Below are 13,665 nucleotides of genomic sequence, written 5' to 3' on the forward strand. Positions count from 1 at the left end.
CTCGCGCCCGCTCAGTCGTCTGAAGACTCGTCCAGGAACGCCTCGAACACCTTCTCCGCGCCCTCGGTGAGCCGCTCGGGCGGCTCGGCGAACCACGCCGCGCCGGTGAGTTCCGACTCGTCGATGTCGATGGAGCCCTTCGCGTACTCCCCGCGGAAGTACACGTCGAGCGTGTGGACCGAGCCCTCGGCGTCGGTGTCGGGGTAGTACTTGCTGTGGACGACCTCGGCGACGCCGCTGATCGTGCTACGGACCCCCGTCTGTTCGTTGAGGCGTCGGAGCGCCGTCCCCTGCATGGACTCGAACTCGACCCCCTGCCCGCCGCCGGGCAGCGCCCAGAGGTCGGCCCCGCGGCCGAGCACCAGCAGCGCTCGGTCCCGGGCGTCGGCCGCCGCCTGCTCGGGCAGGTTCTCGCTGATCTCGGGAAACTCGTCGGCAGACCTGACGGGGAAGACGACGCTGTTCTCGGCGAAGCCGGTCCCCTGCGTGGCCGCGAACACGTCGGTGTACTCCTCCGCCGAGAGGTGGAACGTCCGCTCCGTGACCGGGACCTCGTCGAAGGCGGCTTCGAGGTCGGCGATCCGCCGTTCGACGGAGGTCTGGTTGACCATCTCGATGTAGTTCTCCGCCGGCACGGTCGACTCGTCGCTCTCCGGTGCGTCCTCCTCAGTCATACAGGAACGTTCACGGGGGAACCGATAAATGGCGCGATGGCGAGGGCATGAAAAAGAACTTGTATTCCGCTTGTCTCTAATCGAACATGAAAGCGATCGTTCTCGCGGGAGGGTACGCGACGCGGCTCTGGCCCGTCACCAAGCACCGACCGAAGATGCTGCTTCCGGTGGGCGACACGACGGTCATCGACCGCGTCCTCGGCGAACTGGAGGCCGACGACCGGATCTCGGACGTGTTCGTCAGCACGAACCAGCGCTTCGCCGACGACTTCCGCGAGCACATCGCTGCCAGCAGCTTCGAGAAACCGATCCTCACCGTCGAGGAGACCGCCGAGGAGGACGAGAAGTTCGGCGTCGTCGGCGCGCTGGCCCAGCTCGTCGACCGCGAGGACCTCGGCGACGAGGACCTGCTCGTCGTCGCCGGCGACAACCTCATCAGTTTCGACATCGCCGAGTTCATCGACTACTTCGAGCAGTACGACGACCCGACGCTCGCCGCCTACGACGTGGGCTCTCGCGAGAAGGCGAAGTCCTACGGCCTCATCGAACTGGACGGCGACGAGGTCGTCGACTTCCAGGAGAAGCCCGAGGACCCCAACAGCACGCTCGTCTCCATCGCCTGCTACGCCTTCCCGGCCGATTCGATCCGCTTCGACGAGTACCTCGAGGCCGGGAACAACCCCGACGAGCCCGGCTGGTTCATCCAGTGGCTCGTCGACGACGGTCCCGTCCGCGCCTTTACCTTCGACGACGCGTGGTACGACATCGGCACGCCCGAGAGCTACCTCGAAGCCGTCGCCTGGGAACTCGACGGCGACAACGTCGTCGCCGAGGACGCAACCATCGAGAACACCACCCTCGGCGAGAACGTCCACGTCCTCCCGGGGAGCGAGATCGTCAACTCAAGCCTCGACCGGACCATCGTCTTCCCGGACACGACCATCGTCGACTCGGACATCCGTCAGTCGATCATCGACCGCGACACGCAGGTCGAGAGCCTCGACCTGGCCGGCGCGCTCATCGGCGCGCACACGCAACTGACCAACGGGAACTGACGGCAGACCGCGTCTTCGGAATCCGTTTTGTTCTCTGTCTCAGGCCAGCCAGGCGTCCTCGACGCGGATCGTGCCCCGAGTCCCGTCCCACTCCGTCTCGTACGCCAGTTCGATCCGGCGGTCCATGTGCGGCCCGTCGGTCACCAGCGTCTCGAATTCCCCGCCGTACCTTTTTCATCGTCGGGTTTCCTCGCGCCGTTGGCGCTGCGGGAATCACTCGATGTAAAATCTACGCTAAAAAGCCCGCCCTCACTTCGTTCGGCCGGGTGAATCGGCTCGCCGCGCTCGCCGAATGCGATCAGTCGTTGTGAATACGGTTTTTATTCATCAGAGGAGTGAAATGACTGCTCGGTAAGTGTGCTTATTTACTGAATCAGAAGTTTATAATGGAATGAAATGATCATATTGTGTATGGATAGAACCGATTGGTTCCTCGCATTCATCACTTTTTTATTGGCTGTAATCACTCTTGAAACCGTCTCAAATGCTACGAACGAACTCTTTCGAGAGATTGGAGGTGGTGCCTCAATAGTGGTAATCTACTTCTTGCCACTCTATCTTCTTGGCCACGCTGTGATGAACCGAAGTGATGATTGAATCTCCTGTACTGACCACTACGATCGTGTATAGATTCGCTGTATTCACAACAACTGCTATGCCAGCCACGCGTCGGTGACGCGGATCGTGCCCCGAGTCCCGTCCCACTCCGTCTCGTACGCCAGTTCGATCCGGCGGTCCATGTGCGGCCCGTCGGTCACCAGCGTCTCGAATTCCCCGCCTTCGCCGAGGATGTGAACCCCGTACTCATCGTGGAGGGCTTCGAGTTCGTCGAGGGCGTCGGCGTCCAGCGTCCGGCCGAGCCAGGACTCGTCGAGGCCGTAGGCGGCGACGCGGACGATGCGGATCTCGAACCCGGCGTCGAGCATCGCGTCGGCGAGGTCGCGGGGGTTCTCCTGCCAGAGCGGGGCGAAGACGTTCGCTTCGAGGCGCTCGGCCATCGCCTCGATGCGGGTCGTCTGGTACTCGCTCTCGACCGCGCCGGCGGTGACGCCGCCGATGCCGCCGTCCAGTTCCGCATCGAGGTCCCGCAGCGCGGCCTCCAGCGGTTCGAGTTCGGCGTCGCCCTGCGCACCCGAATCGGGCACGTCGTCGGCGTCGAAGTCGTCGGGTTCGACCTCGACGAGCGGGACGCCGACGCTCTCGGCGGCGAGCGAGGCCAGCCGCGTCGCCGGGACGTGGTACATGTAGGAGTCGCCGTCGGGGTGGACCGTCACCAGCCGCTCGACCGGATAGCCGCGTTCGAGGGCCCGGTACAGCGCCCACGAGGAGTCTTTCCCCCCGGAGAACAGCGAGACCCACGCGCCGTCTGTCATGCGCGCCGGTAGCCGCCGGCCGCCTAAATCGCTGTCTATTCCACCAGTTCTTCCTCGATGTCGGTGTGGCTGACGTACGTCGCGACGCGGACGCCGACGAGGCTGATGAGGATGCCGGCGAGGATGAACAGCGCGAGACGCGTCCCGGGATCGAGGGAGAACCCCTGAATCTGAACGACACCGAGGTCCGTCGGGGTGACGCGAAACGGGGCGAAGACGCCGCCGCGTTCGAGGAAGTACGCCGAGAAGCCGCGGACGACGAGGCCGACGGCGACCGCACCGAAAGGGAGGTTCACGTACGCGCTCCGAACGCCCTCCCGCTTGAGGAGTTCGTCGAGGAGGCGGCCGAGCGAGGCGACGAGCGCCGCCCCGGTCAGCCACGGGACCGAGCCGAAGGCGAATCGGTTCGCCAGCAGGAACGGGCTGATGTCGCCCGTCGCCGAGACGCCGAGGACGCCGGCGAAGATTCCCACCAGCGAGAGGCCGGCCGCGACGACGTAGGTCACGAGCGACACCTGCCCGGAGTACAGCGCCTCGCGGATCTGTCCGGGGAGCCGGGAGAGGTACGTGTCGATCCCGAGGCCCTTGTAGATGAGGAACACGCCGATGGCGGCCGCGATCGCGCCGACGGCCAGCGTCAGGCTGGTGACGACGAGGAGGATCGGGAACGCGAGCATGACGATTCCGACGGGGACCAGCACGGTCTTTCGGAGTTCCTCGTCGGCGAGGAACTGCTTCAGCAGGTAGTACGTGGACTCGATGTCGCGGGCCTGGCGCACGACGACGCGGTCGACGGCGTCAACGTCGACGCGGCTCTCGACGATGGGGACGAGCCGCTCGTCTTCGGCGCTGTCGACGACGACGACGGCCGAGTCGGGATCGTACTCCGCCACGAGCGCGTCGATCTGGGCCGCGATCTCCCGGTCAGAGCCGACGCTGTCGCTGCCGCCGCCGACGACAGCGACGACCGGTTCGGACCCGTCGTCGTCGAGTTCCGCGGCGACGCTGAGCCCCTCGAGGAGGCAGTTGACCCGGCTGTCTTCCGGGTCGACGACGCCGGTCCGGGTGATGAGCGACTCGACGTCGCTGCGGCCGACGACCGGGTACCCGGAGGTATCCGGCCCGTCCCTGTCGATACACACCACCAGCGTGGACACACGTTCGGGAAGGCGGTCCCCGAATAAAAAACCTCCCGAGGCGGTCACCGACGGAAGGAGAGGCCGTCGATGTCGCCGTCGAAGGCACTGGCGACCCCCGCGCCGAACGCGAAGGCGACGCGCTGTGCGCTGCCACGGAGCTTGCCCGCGAGGCCGCGACTCGCCTCGTACTCCTGGATTCTGACCGGCTCACCGAGGCGCTGTTCCAGGCTCGTCTCCAGGTCCTCGCGCGTCCCGAGTTCGTCGACGAGTCCCTTCTCGGCGGCCGTCTCGCCCAGGTAGATCCGTGCCTCGGTCTCGCGGAGCGCCTCGGCGTCCATCTCGCGGCCCTCGGCGACCGTCTCGACGAACTGGTCGTAGTACTCGTCGACGATGCCCTGGAGGTACTCGCGCTCGTCCTCGCGCATCTCCTTCAACGGCACGCCGGCGTCCTTGTACTCACCGGCGGTGAACTGCTCGTAGGAGAGCCCCAGCCGGTCGGCGAGCTCCTCGGCGTTGACGCGCGAGCCGATGACGCCGATGGAGCCGACGATGGACCCCTCGCGGGCCCACAGTTCGTCACAGCCCGCGGCGATGTCGTAGCCGCCGCTCGCGCACACGTCCGTGGCGTAGGCGATCGTCGGGCCGTCGAAGCGCTCGGCGGCCAGCCGGATGTCTTCGCTGGGGACGATCTCGCCGCCGGGCGTGTTCAGTTTCAGCAGGAGCGCCCGGGAGCCGCGGTCCTCGTCGGCGCGCTCGATCTGCTCGACGATGTCGTCGGCCTGCGCGCCGACCGGCGGACTCGTCAGGCCCCCGCCGCCGTCCCGCGTGATCGGTCCCTCGACGGCGACCTCCGCGACGTTGTGCGCGGGGAACAGCGAGCCGGCGACTCGCCCGCCGACCCGCACCGCACCGACAACGACGGCGAGCACCAGCAGGACGCCGAGCAGTCCGGCGAGGTCAGTCGGGACGCGAACGAACAGGATCCAGCCGACGACTGCGGCCACGAGCGCGATCCCCACCACCAGGAGACCGCGAACGACGTCGTCTGCGTCGACCATTATTGGTACATGCCGAGCGGCCGGGCGCTCGTGCTGTCGTCCTGGTCTTCCTGCAACTGCTGGGCGAGGCGCTCTTTGGCCTTGCCGATCTCCTCGGCCTGTTCGACCAGCGCCTCGGTGTCGACCTCGAAGTCGGCCAGCGGGCCGATCGCCGTCTGTAAGAGCGCCCGCGCCGCCTCCGGGTCGGGGAACTGCCGGTCGGCCTCGACGACGAGGCCGACGCCGGTCAGTCCGACGCGCTGTGACTCGTGGATGAGCGCCCCCGTGGGACCGGTGATCGCCCCCATCTCCGACGGCGGGTCGATGTCGGCCTCCTCGAGCATCGAGGCCCCGTCGCCGGTCGAGACGCCGTAGACCGCCGGGACGCCCTCCTTCTCCGCCGGCCGCCCGCTGAGGAAGACCGGCGTCACGTCGTGGTCACGGAACCAGCCGACCATACACCCGGCGAACTCCTTGGCGGCCGAAGGCGACACCGGTGCGTCGCTCTGCAGGACGAGCAGGTCCCGCTCCGCGTCCGCGTAGAACCGCACCGGCGGCCGGACCTCCGGGTCGTCGGCCCCGTAGACCGCGATCTCCGGCAGTCCCTCGCAGTGTGCGGACGCGTAGTACTCCATGTCGTACGCGTCGATGAGGTGATCCGCGGCGATCTTCCCGACGAGGCCGACGCCGGGGAGTCCCTCGACCAGTGTGGGCGACTCGAGCGAGATGTCGTCGCGATGGATCTGTACGTGTGCCATGTCCGTATTTCGCTCGCGAGTGGCTTGAAGGTCGGGGGACGCCGGCGTTCGAAACGCACAAGCGCGCCGCCGGCCAACGCCGGACAATGGAACCACTCGAGCGCTATCGGCCCATCGTCGACGACTTCGAGGCGTTCCGGGCGGCGTGCGAGCGCCCGCTGCCGTCGGCCGTCCGGGTCAACACGATCAAGGCCACCGCCGAGCGCGTTCGCCGAGCCCTCGACGAGGCGGACATCGCGTACGACCCCGTCGACTGGCACGACGGCCTGTTCGTCCTGCCCGAGGACTCGCCCGGCGCGAACTGGCCGTACTTCCACGGCTGGATCCACGGCCAGGAGGAGGTCTCTGCCGTTCCGGCAACCGTCCTCGACCCCCAACCCGGCGAGCGCGTCTGGGACGCCTGCGCCGCGCCGGGCAGCAAGACGACCCAACTGGCCGCGCTGATGGACGACGACGGCGAGATCGTAGCGACCGACAACAACCTCGGGCGCATCTCCGCGCTGCGGACCAACACGGAGCGGCTGGGCGCGACGAGCATCGCCGTCACCCACGAAGACGCCCGCAACCACTCGCTCAAGCCCTTCGGTGGCGAGAGTTACGACCGCGCGCTCGTGGACGTACCCTGCTCCTGTGAGGGGACGATCCGGAAGAATCCCGACACCTTCGAGGATTGGACGCTCTCGCACGTCGAGGGCATCGCCGGCGTCCAGAAGGGAGTTCTCAAGCGCGCCGTCGAGGCCACGGCCCCCGGCGGGACCGTCGTCTACTCGACCTGCACCTTCGCCCCCGAGGAGAACGAGGCCGTGCTTGACTTCGCCCTCGACGAAGCGGCCTGTGAACTGGTCGAGTACGACCTCCCGCTCGCCCACCGGCCGGGCGTCACCGAGTGGCAGGACGAGACGTTCGACCCGAGCGTCCGGACGGCAAAGCGAATCTACCCGCACCACAACGACACGGGCGGGTTCTTCTGTGCGAAACTGGAGGTGACCGGCGAATGACCGACGAGAGCACGACGTTCACCCGACTGCCCGCGACAGCCGACGAGCGCGAGGACCCCGAGCGGGCGACCCGCGCCGAGGTGCTCGATTTCTGGGACGAGCGCTTCGGCGTCGCCCCCGAGACGTTCGCTGACTACACGTTCTGGGAGCGCGGCGCGGGCAAACTGTGGCTCTACCGCGGCGACCCGCCCTCGCCCGTGGACGTCGAGGGGCTGGGGATGACGTTCCTCCGCACGCGCCAGGAACACTGGAAGCCGACGCTGGAGGCCGCCCAGCGCTTCGGAGCGCACGCCACGGAGAACGTGATCCACCTCGACGACGAGGCGGCGCGCGCGTTCGTCGCCGGCGAGGACCGGGAGCGCGACTGGGACGGCGACTGGGGCTACTTGATCGTCACCCACGACATCGCCGGCGCGGTCGAACCGGTCGGCGTCGGGCTGTACGTCTACGGCGAACTCCGCTCACAGGTCCCGAAAGGGCGTCGCCGCGAGGTCTGAAGCCGACACCTCGCCTCGGACGAGTGTTTATTTTACAAACAGAATCACTACAGAATAGTTATAATCAAGCTAAGTAGTGCGATTACGGTTCGTGAAGTATGCAAGGAGGCGTCTGTGGGATCGTCGACGGGACGTTCGACGTTGTGGGGCCCTACACCGAGACGGAAACGGAGCGGGAACACGAGCTTTCGCGATCGGTCCAGGTCGACCGCGTTTTCTCGCTCCCCTCGGGGAAACCCGGCTTCGAGGGCCACGCGGCCGCCGAACGGCTCGTGACCAGGAGCGACACCGAGATACGGGACGGCGAGATCCGGGTCACCGAGTCGACGGTCAAGGAGACGGTCCGGACGGCGTTTGCCGGCGTGCCCGGTGAGGTCGTCGTCGCCGAGAGCGGCGGCGGGGAGTTCGCGTTCGACCTGATCGGTGCCGAAACCGACACGGCGATAGAGCGGGGAGCGTTCGACCTCAGCGGGTTCCTCGACGCGCACCGGAGCGGATCACCGTGGAAAGCCGGGTTCTACGACGCGGACGGACACGCACAGAAGGGGACGGTCTACGGTGACGACCTCCTGCGAGACGACGCGTTCGAGCCGGTGTTAGATACCGCGTCGCTCAATCAGCTGGGAATCGATTACGAGTACCGAGGTCGGACGGTGAAGGTGGACCTCACCGAGTCGGGGTTCGTCACGGTCCACCGGCCGAGCGGGATGGACACCGCGGCCTTTCTCGAATTTCTGATTGCGGACGTGCTTCCCCACAGTACCGGCTGAGGCGAGACGGCACCCGATCGCGCTCCGAACCCGACCAGCCGTACGGGGACAGTTCAGGACTCGACCCGTTCCGAGCGTTGCATCGCGTATAGCTCCGCGTAGGTCCCGTCCCGAGCCGTCAGCGACGAGTGCGTCCCGGTCTCCGAGACCCGTCCGTCCTCGACCGTGTATATCCGGTCGGCGTTCGCCACCGTCGAGAGGCGGTGAGCGATTGCGACCACGGTCCGGTCGCCGTCGAGCGTCTCGACCGCCCGGTGGACCCGCCGTTCGAGCGCCGTATCGAGGTCGCTCGTGGCCTCGTCGAGGACGAGCACCGGGGCGTCCGTCAGCAACGCCCTGGCGAGGGCGACGCGCTGGCGCTGCCCGCCCGAGAGCTTCACGCCGTCGTCCCCGAGCACGGTGTCGAATCCCCGCGGTAGGTCGTCGAGGAACTCCGTGACGAGGGCGGTCTCGGCGGCGTCGCGGAGGTCGCGCTCCGAGACCGACCGCCCCGCGGTGAGGTTGTACCGGAGCGTGTCGTCGAAGATGTGCGGGTCCTGCCGCACCATCGCGACCGTCTCGCGCCACGCCCGCAGGTCGTACGTCTGTATCGACTCGCCGTTCGCCAGGATCGCGCCGTCGTCCGGCCCGTAGAGGCGGGCCAGCAGCGAGACGACCGTCGACTTCCCCCCGCCGGAGGGGCCCACGACGCCGACGAACTCGCCGCCCTCGATCTCCATCGAGAGATCGTCGAGGACCCGCTCGTCGTCGTAGGCGAACGAGACGTTCTCGAACCGAATCTCGTCGATCCGCTCGGGCACCGCAGCGCCCGCAGTCTCCTCCTGGCGGTCGGCCAGTTGGTCGATGAACCGATGGGTCCGAACGAGGTGGGGAAGCTCCCCCTCGATGGCGTAGACGGTGGCGTTGAGCGAACTGAGCCGCGGCGCGAGCCGGAACATGGCGAACAGGAAGACCCCCAGCGCGGACACGGAGAGCGCCCGATAGCGGATCGCGACGTAGACGAGCCCGAACAGCGCCAGCGAGACGGCGAGCTGGTAGAAGCTCTGGATCGCGACCTCGTTGCGACGGACCGCGACGCTGGTCGTCGCGTAGCGGTCGAGCGTGGCGCGGAACTCCGACAACAGGTCCGAGCGCATCCCGAACAGCTTCACGTCGCGGACCCCTTGCGTTCCGGCCTGTGCGGTCTCCTGGAGTTGCTCGTTCGCGGTGGCGACGCGGTCCCCCACGGCGTAGCCGGGCTCGATACCGTATCTGAACAGGACGGTGAGCCCGCCCAGGGCCACGGCGGCCGCCATCGTCAGCAGGGGCGCGATGGCCAGCGCGATCGCGGCGTAGGCGACACAGAGGAGTCCCTGCTGGAAGAACTGGACGATTCGGCCGATGACGCGGCCGGCGTACCGGGTCTGCGTGAGGACGGCGTTGAGTACGTCGTCGGAGCCCTCCTCGTCGTAGTACGCGACCGACGCGCCGAGCGCCAGTTCGTAGGCCCGGTCTTTGAGGGCCCGTTCGTAGCCCTTCGTGAGCTTCGCCGCGAGCCACTTGACCGCGAACGCGGACGCGTACCGACAGGTCATCACGCACCCGAGGCCGAGGAGCAGGAATTCGAGCGTGAGTGGCAGCCCGACGGCGGCGTAGACCGACAGGAGCCGCCCGGCGATCCCGCCCTCGGCGGTCGAGAGCGCGCCGCCGGTCTGTGCGGCCTCGATGACCGGAAACAGGAACGAGAGGCCGATGCCCTCGAGCGCCATCGCGACGAGGCTCGTGGCGACGATGCCACTGGTCAGGAGGGGGCGATGCAGCGCCACCCGGCGGAGCGATCGGTACCGCTCGCCGCGGGGGAGTTCCAACTCGGCCATCGTGTTGATCACGGCCCCTTCGAGCAATAGTTACCGCCTCACTACGGTCCCCTGTACCCGGTTCCACGGCGGAATACGGGGCATAACAATGCTGACCCACCGCCGTTCCCACGGGTATGGTAACGATAGAGACAGGCACGACTGTCGTCGCGACGGACGACTGCGTCGCCACGGCGGTCGACGACGAAGTGATCGTTCTCAACAGCGAGACGGGTATGTATCAGGGCCTCACCGGCGTCGGACCGGACATCTGGCGACTGGTGCAGGAACCGACCGAGTTCGACGAGATCGTCTCGGCGCTGGTCGCGGAGTACGACGTGGACAGAGCACGCTGTGCGAGCGACGTGTCCGACTTCCTCGAGACGCTCGCGACCTCGCGACTCGTCGAGACCGATGCGAACGCTGCTCGGTGAGGTCCTGTCGCAGTCCAGTTCGCGCCGGCGGCTGCTCTGTGGAACCGCGATGCTCATCGTATCGAGCAAGGTGCTGCTGGCCCTCGTCGGTCTCGACCGTTCGGTCCGCTGGGTCGGGTATCTCGGGCGCGTGTCCCCGCCGTACCGCCCGGTCGAGTCGGTGGAACAGATCCCGTGGTCGATCGACACCGTCGCCGCGCGCCTCCCGGGCGAGTTCGACTGCCTCGACCGGGCGGTGGCCGGGAACGCACTCCTCGCGGCCAGTGGCTACCGGGGTCGAATTCGTCTCGGCGTCGACAAGCGAGACGACGCGTTCGAGGCCCACGCCTGGATCGAGTGGAACGACGAGGTGTTGATCGGGGACCTCGACGACCTCGATCGGTTCCGAACGCTCCCGGAGTCGGAAGTAGCCCCGTTTTAACGCCGCATCCCGCTAAGCTTTCGCCAGTAATTGTCGTTATAACAAATACAGGTACGATTGGATACTGGGGTGGGTACAAACCCATGAACTACGAAGAACCCTCCGTGGAGACGTACGGAACCGTTGAAGAGAAGACGAACTGGTGGCACGACGACGGCTACGGTAAGTGGGACTGAGACGGACTGCTGTACCTGTGTACTGCGACGACCGCGTGACTGGGTGGGGTTGAGACGGAATCGAGGTACGGCAGTTCGGACGTGACGGGACACCTCCCGTTCCGGTATTTTTCACACGAGATGTCTCCGTGAGACGGCTCTGGTCGTTCGCGGCGTGACACGACGCGACTTCGAGATGGACTGTGCCACGCAGTGCCCGGCTCGGATGCGTTCGACCGCCGGTATAGAGCCCATTCTTAATCGCCCCATGACCGAATCGGGTTCGTATGCACCAGGGGCGTAGCAGCCGATTCCGACATCGAGAGACGGCGAGGACCGGGTGCGAGCCGACGCTCGCACGCGGGGGGCGGTGAGGACCGTGGCCGTCGCGACGACCGAGACGTACGAGGCGTTCGGCCTGACCGTCCGGTCGGAGATCGACCTCCCCGAGCTGTCGACCGCCGACCCGGGCGGTCCCACGGACCCCGACGTCACCGTCACCGTGCGCACGCTGACGCGACCACCTGCTCTCACGTCCGAGACGAGCTTCCACGCGGCGGGTCAGCGCGACTACTACCTCCAGTACGACGCGGCGACCGTCCGCGTTCGGGACGGGACCCGTATCGCCGTCGATCCGGCCCGTGGAGTCCCACACGAGGTCCTCCGACACGTGATCGTCGGTCCGGCGCTCAACCACCTGCTTCACCAGCGCGGCTACTTCGTCCTCCACGCCAGCACCGTCTCGATCGACGGAGCCGCGGTGGCGTTCGTCGGCGAGTCGGGCCAGGGCAAGACGACGACCGCGATGGCCTGTCTGACCGAGGGACACCACGTGCTGAGCGACGACGTGGCCGCGATCACGCTCGACGGCGGCACCCCCGTGGTCAGGAGCGGCTATCCCGCGGTGAAGCTCTCTACCGAGGCCGTCGAGACGTTCGATCCGCCGGTCGAACCCCCGGTACGGACCTGCGACGGGCGGCCGCGACACTTCCACCGTCTCAGACACGACCAGCCGGCCAGTCCAGTCCCGTTAGCCGGCGTCTACCTGCTGGAAGACGGTCCGGAGATCGAAGTCGAGTCGCTCTCTGGCGGCGAACGGATCATGTCGCTGGTGGACAACACGTACGCGATCGGGACGCTCGGGTCCGACGGACAGGCCGCCACCAACGTCGGCGTCTGCGGTGAAATCGCCGGTGCGACGTCGGTCAAGCGCCTGCGGCGACCCCGAGACCTCGACCGCCTCCCGGAGGTGATCGACCGCGTGCGGGCCGATATCGCGGGCGAGCGATGCTGAGCGACGCCGAGCCGGAACTGCGGCTCGTCATCGAATGCGTGCGCGCGGCCGTCGACCCCGGTGCAGATCCCGACATCGAACCGCTCGTGTCGTCCGACCTCGACTGGGACCGCGTCCTCGATCTGGCCCGGTACCACGGCGTCCTCCAGTTGCTCCAGCAGGGGCTGGCGTCGACGTACCGAGAGGTCAAACAGGAGCGCGGCGTGCCCCCGTCGGTCAGTTCGCGCCTCGACGGGACGGTCCAGCGGCGGACGATGCGGAACCTCGCGGCCACGGACGAACTTCGCGGCATCCTCGACGACTTCGACGACGCCAACGTGCGCGCCCTTCCGTTCAAGGGACCGGTGTTGTCCGCGTTCGCCTACGACAGCGTGACCGTCCGCGAGTACAACGACCTCGACTTCCTCGTCCACCCCGAAGACGTGTCGACCGCCGCCGACGTCCTCGAAGAACGGGGCTACGAGTGGCGCGACGGCGCGCCGCGCCTCGACGACGCGGCGCTGCTCGGCGGATCCGCGACGAAGGCGATCGTCCACGAGTACGCGATGACTGGCTCGGACATCGACGTGGAACTTCGCTGGCGCGTCGGCGACGCGGAGCGCCCGTTCTCGCCGGACGTAACGGCGCTGTGGGACCACCGCGAGCAGGTCGACGTGGGCGGGGCCTCGGTGCCAGCACTCGCCCCGGAGGACCGCCTCCTCGTACTCGCGTTCCACGGGACGAAACACCGCTGGTACCTCCTGAAGTGGCTCTGTGACTTCGTTGCTGCGATGGACGCGACGACGGCCGACTGGGACCGGGTGCTCGCCCGTGCACGCGACCACGGCGTCGAGCGTCCGTTCCTGGTCGGTGCGGCGCTCGCCGGGTCCGTCTTCGAGTACGGGCTTCCCGAACCCGTCGCCACGCGAGTGAGCGAGGCGAGCGGCGTCACTGGCCTGGCCGATCGAGTGAGACGGTCGCTGGCGTCCGGTTCGATGTCCGCGCCGGGCCGCATCGAGTCCGCCCGGTTCTTCGCGGCCGCGAGCGAATCGCCGACGGCGCTACTCCGACTCGTCGCCCTGCACTCGGCGCTTCACCCGACCTACGCGGACTACCGGTTTCACCCTCTTCCAGGCCACCTGCATCCGCTCTACTACGTCGTCTGGCCGCTCAGGCTACTGGCCGGGTTACTGCCGGACCGAACGGAGACCGACCCTCCGACCGAGGAACCGACCTGACGGCCGGC

15 protein-coding genes and 1 pseudogene are annotated in these 13,665 nt (G+C 67.4%); 9 read left to right on the forward strand and 7 right to left on the reverse strand.

Features of this window, described 5'->3' with window-relative positions:
- Positions 1–11: 11 nt before the first annotated feature.
- Positions 12–674, reverse strand: coding sequence for an NUDIX domain-containing protein (locus tag GM656_RS01850; RefSeq protein WP_162411949.1), 663 nt, complete (start codon positions 672–674; stop codon positions 12–14).
- Positions 675–760: 86 nt separating this feature from the next.
- Between GM656_RS01850 and GM656_RS01855 the strand changes: the two genes are divergently transcribed.
- Positions 761–1,729 carry a sugar phosphate nucleotidyltransferase gene (locus tag GM656_RS01855; protein ID WP_162411950.1) on the forward strand — a complete coding sequence of 323 codons (969 nt, stop codon included), beginning with the start codon at positions 761–763 and terminating at the stop codon, positions 1,727–1,729.
- 39 nt (positions 1,730–1,768) lie between these two features.
- On the opposite strand, the pseudogene GM656_RS01860 reads toward GM656_RS01855, so the two are convergent.
- Positions 1,769–1,894 (reverse strand): annotated as a pseudogene (locus tag GM656_RS01860) (Dph6-related ATP pyrophosphatase); the annotation flags it as partial.
- A gap of 246 nt (positions 1,895–2,140) precedes the next feature.
- On the opposite strand from GM656_RS01860, the gene GM656_RS01865 reads away from it, so the two are divergent.
- Entirely contained in the window at positions 2,141–2,326 is a 186-nt protein-coding gene (locus tag GM656_RS01865) for a hypothetical protein (protein WP_162411951.1), read from the forward strand.
- Between the two features lie 56 nt (positions 2,327–2,382).
- Here the strand turns inward: GM656_RS01865 and GM656_RS01870 are convergent, their stop codons facing one another.
- The 4 genes from GM656_RS01870 to GM656_RS01885 are packed head-to-tail and all read right to left on the reverse strand — an operon-like array spanning position 2,383 to position 6,036.
- A complete protein-coding gene (locus tag GM656_RS01870; protein WP_162411952.1) occupies positions 2,383–3,102 on the reverse strand; it encodes a diphthine--ammonia ligase in 720 nt (239 codons plus the stop codon).
- Positions 3,103–3,137: 35 nt separating this feature from the next.
- Positions 3,138–4,259: a DUF373 family protein gene (locus GM656_RS01875; protein WP_162411953.1), complete on the reverse strand. Its 1,122-nt coding sequence runs from the start codon at positions 4,257–4,259 to the stop codon at positions 3,138–3,140.
- A 44-nt stretch (positions 4,260–4,303) separates the two neighbouring features.
- A complete protein-coding gene (gene sppA / locus GM656_RS01880) occupies positions 4,304–5,299 on the reverse strand; it encodes a signal peptide peptidase SppA (RefSeq protein WP_162411954.1) in 996 nt (331 codons plus the stop codon).
- Positions 5,299–6,036, reverse strand: a complete 738-nt coding sequence (locus GM656_RS01885) for a proteasome assembly chaperone family protein (RefSeq protein ID WP_162411955.1) — start codon at positions 6,034–6,036, stop codon at positions 5,299–5,301. The genes sppA and GM656_RS01885 overlap by 1 nt, the downstream gene beginning before the upstream one ends.
- A gap of 86 nt (positions 6,037–6,122) precedes the next feature.
- On the opposite strand from GM656_RS01885, the gene GM656_RS01890 reads away from it, so the two are divergent.
- The 3 genes from GM656_RS01890 to GM656_RS01900 all read left to right on the forward strand — a co-directional run bounded on the left by GM656_RS01890 (position 6,123) and on the right by GM656_RS01900 (position 8,301).
- A complete protein-coding gene (locus tag GM656_RS01890; RefSeq protein WP_162411956.1) occupies positions 6,123–7,034 on the forward strand; it encodes an RsmB/NOP family class I SAM-dependent RNA methyltransferase in 912 nt (303 codons plus the stop codon).
- Positions 7,031–7,531 carry a DUF7122 family protein gene (locus GM656_RS01895; protein WP_162411957.1) on the forward strand — a complete coding sequence of 167 codons (501 nt, stop codon included), beginning with the start codon at positions 7,031–7,033 and terminating at the stop codon, positions 7,529–7,531. The genes GM656_RS01890 and GM656_RS01895 overlap by 4 nt, the downstream gene beginning before the upstream one ends.
- 98 nt (positions 7,532–7,629) lie before the next feature.
- Positions 7,630–8,301, forward strand: a complete 672-nt coding sequence (locus GM656_RS01900) for a hypothetical protein (RefSeq protein ID WP_162411958.1) — start codon at positions 7,630–7,632, stop codon at positions 8,299–8,301.
- Positions 8,302–8,354: 53 nt separating this feature from the next.
- Here GM656_RS01900 and GM656_RS01905 read toward each other — a convergent pair whose 3' ends face one another.
- Positions 8,355–10,157: an ABC transporter ATP-binding protein gene (locus tag GM656_RS01905; RefSeq protein ID WP_206673689.1), complete on the reverse strand. Its 1,803-nt coding sequence runs from the start codon at positions 10,155–10,157 to the stop codon at positions 8,355–8,357.
- Positions 10,158–10,273: 116 nt separating this feature from the next.
- Between GM656_RS01905 and GM656_RS01910 the strand changes: the two genes are divergently transcribed.
- The 4 genes from GM656_RS01910 to GM656_RS01925 all read left to right on the forward strand — a co-directional run bounded on the left by GM656_RS01910 (position 10,274) and on the right by GM656_RS01925 (position 13,657).
- The gene (locus GM656_RS01910; RefSeq protein ID WP_162411959.1) at positions 10,274–10,570 is read left to right on the forward strand and encodes a PqqD family protein; all 297 of its coding nucleotides are present in this window, start codon (positions 10,274–10,276) and stop codon (positions 10,568–10,570) included.
- A complete protein-coding gene (locus GM656_RS01915) occupies positions 10,551–10,991 on the forward strand; it encodes a lasso peptide biosynthesis B2 protein (protein WP_162411960.1) in 441 nt (146 codons plus the stop codon). The genes GM656_RS01910 and GM656_RS01915 overlap by 20 nt, the downstream gene beginning before the upstream one ends.
- Before the next feature lie 534 nt (positions 10,992–11,525).
- Positions 11,526–12,440: a phosphoenolpyruvate carboxykinase (ATP) gene (locus tag GM656_RS01920; protein WP_162411961.1), complete on the forward strand. Its 915-nt coding sequence runs from the start codon at positions 11,526–11,528 to the stop codon at positions 12,438–12,440.
- A complete protein-coding gene (locus GM656_RS01925) occupies positions 12,434–13,657 on the forward strand; it encodes a nucleotidyltransferase domain-containing protein (RefSeq protein WP_162411962.1) in 1,224 nt (407 codons plus the stop codon). The genes GM656_RS01920 and GM656_RS01925 overlap by 7 nt, the downstream gene beginning before the upstream one ends.
- Positions 13,658–13,665: the final 8 nt, after the last annotated feature.

The sequence above is a fragment of the Haloarcula salina genome, from assembly GCF_010119195.1.
Classification (GTDB): Archaea; Halobacteriota; Halobacteria; order Halobacteriales; family Haloarculaceae; genus Haloarcula; species Haloarcula salina.

Coding starts and splice junctions, on each gene's coding strand:
- GM656_RS01865 (WP_162411951.1), top strand. CDS start 2,141: ATGGATAGAACCGATTGGTTCCTCGCATTCATCACTTTTTTATTGGCT.
- GM656_RS01925 (WP_162411962.1), top strand. CDS start 12,434: ATGCTGAGCGACGCCGAGCCGGAACTGCGGCTCGTCATCGAATGCGTG.
- GM656_RS01890 (WP_162411956.1), top strand. CDS start 6,123: ATGGAACCACTCGAGCGCTATCGGCCCATCGTCGACGACTTCGAGGCG.
- GM656_RS01850 (WP_162411949.1), bottom strand. CDS start 674: ATGACTGAGGAGGACGCACCGGAGAGCGACGAGTCGACCGTGCCGGCG.
- GM656_RS01910 (WP_162411959.1), top strand. CDS start 10,274: ATGGTAACGATAGAGACAGGCACGACTGTCGTCGCGACGGACGACTGC.
- sppA (WP_162411954.1), bottom strand. CDS start 5,299: ATGGTCGACGCAGACGACGTCGTTCGCGGTCTCCTGGTGGTGGGGATC.
- GM656_RS01870 (WP_162411952.1), bottom strand. CDS start 3,102: ATGACAGACGGCGCGTGGGTCTCGCTGTTCTCCGGGGGGAAAGACTCC.
- GM656_RS01900 (WP_162411958.1), top strand. CDS start 7,630: ATGCAAGGAGGCGTCTGTGGGATCGTCGACGGGACGTTCGACGTTGTG.
- GM656_RS01915 (WP_162411960.1), top strand. CDS start 10,551: ATGCGAACGCTGCTCGGTGAGGTCCTGTCGCAGTCCAGTTCGCGCCGG.
- GM656_RS01885 (WP_162411955.1), bottom strand. CDS start 6,036: ATGGCACACGTACAGATCCATCGCGACGACATCTCGCTCGAGTCGCCC.
- GM656_RS01895 (WP_162411957.1), top strand. CDS start 7,031: ATGACCGACGAGAGCACGACGTTCACCCGACTGCCCGCGACAGCCGAC.
- GM656_RS01905 (WP_206673689.1), bottom strand. CDS start 10,157: ATGGCCGAGTTGGAACTCCCCCGCGGCGAGCGGTACCGATCGCTCCGC.
- GM656_RS01855 (WP_162411950.1), top strand. CDS start 761: ATGAAAGCGATCGTTCTCGCGGGAGGGTACGCGACGCGGCTCTGGCCC.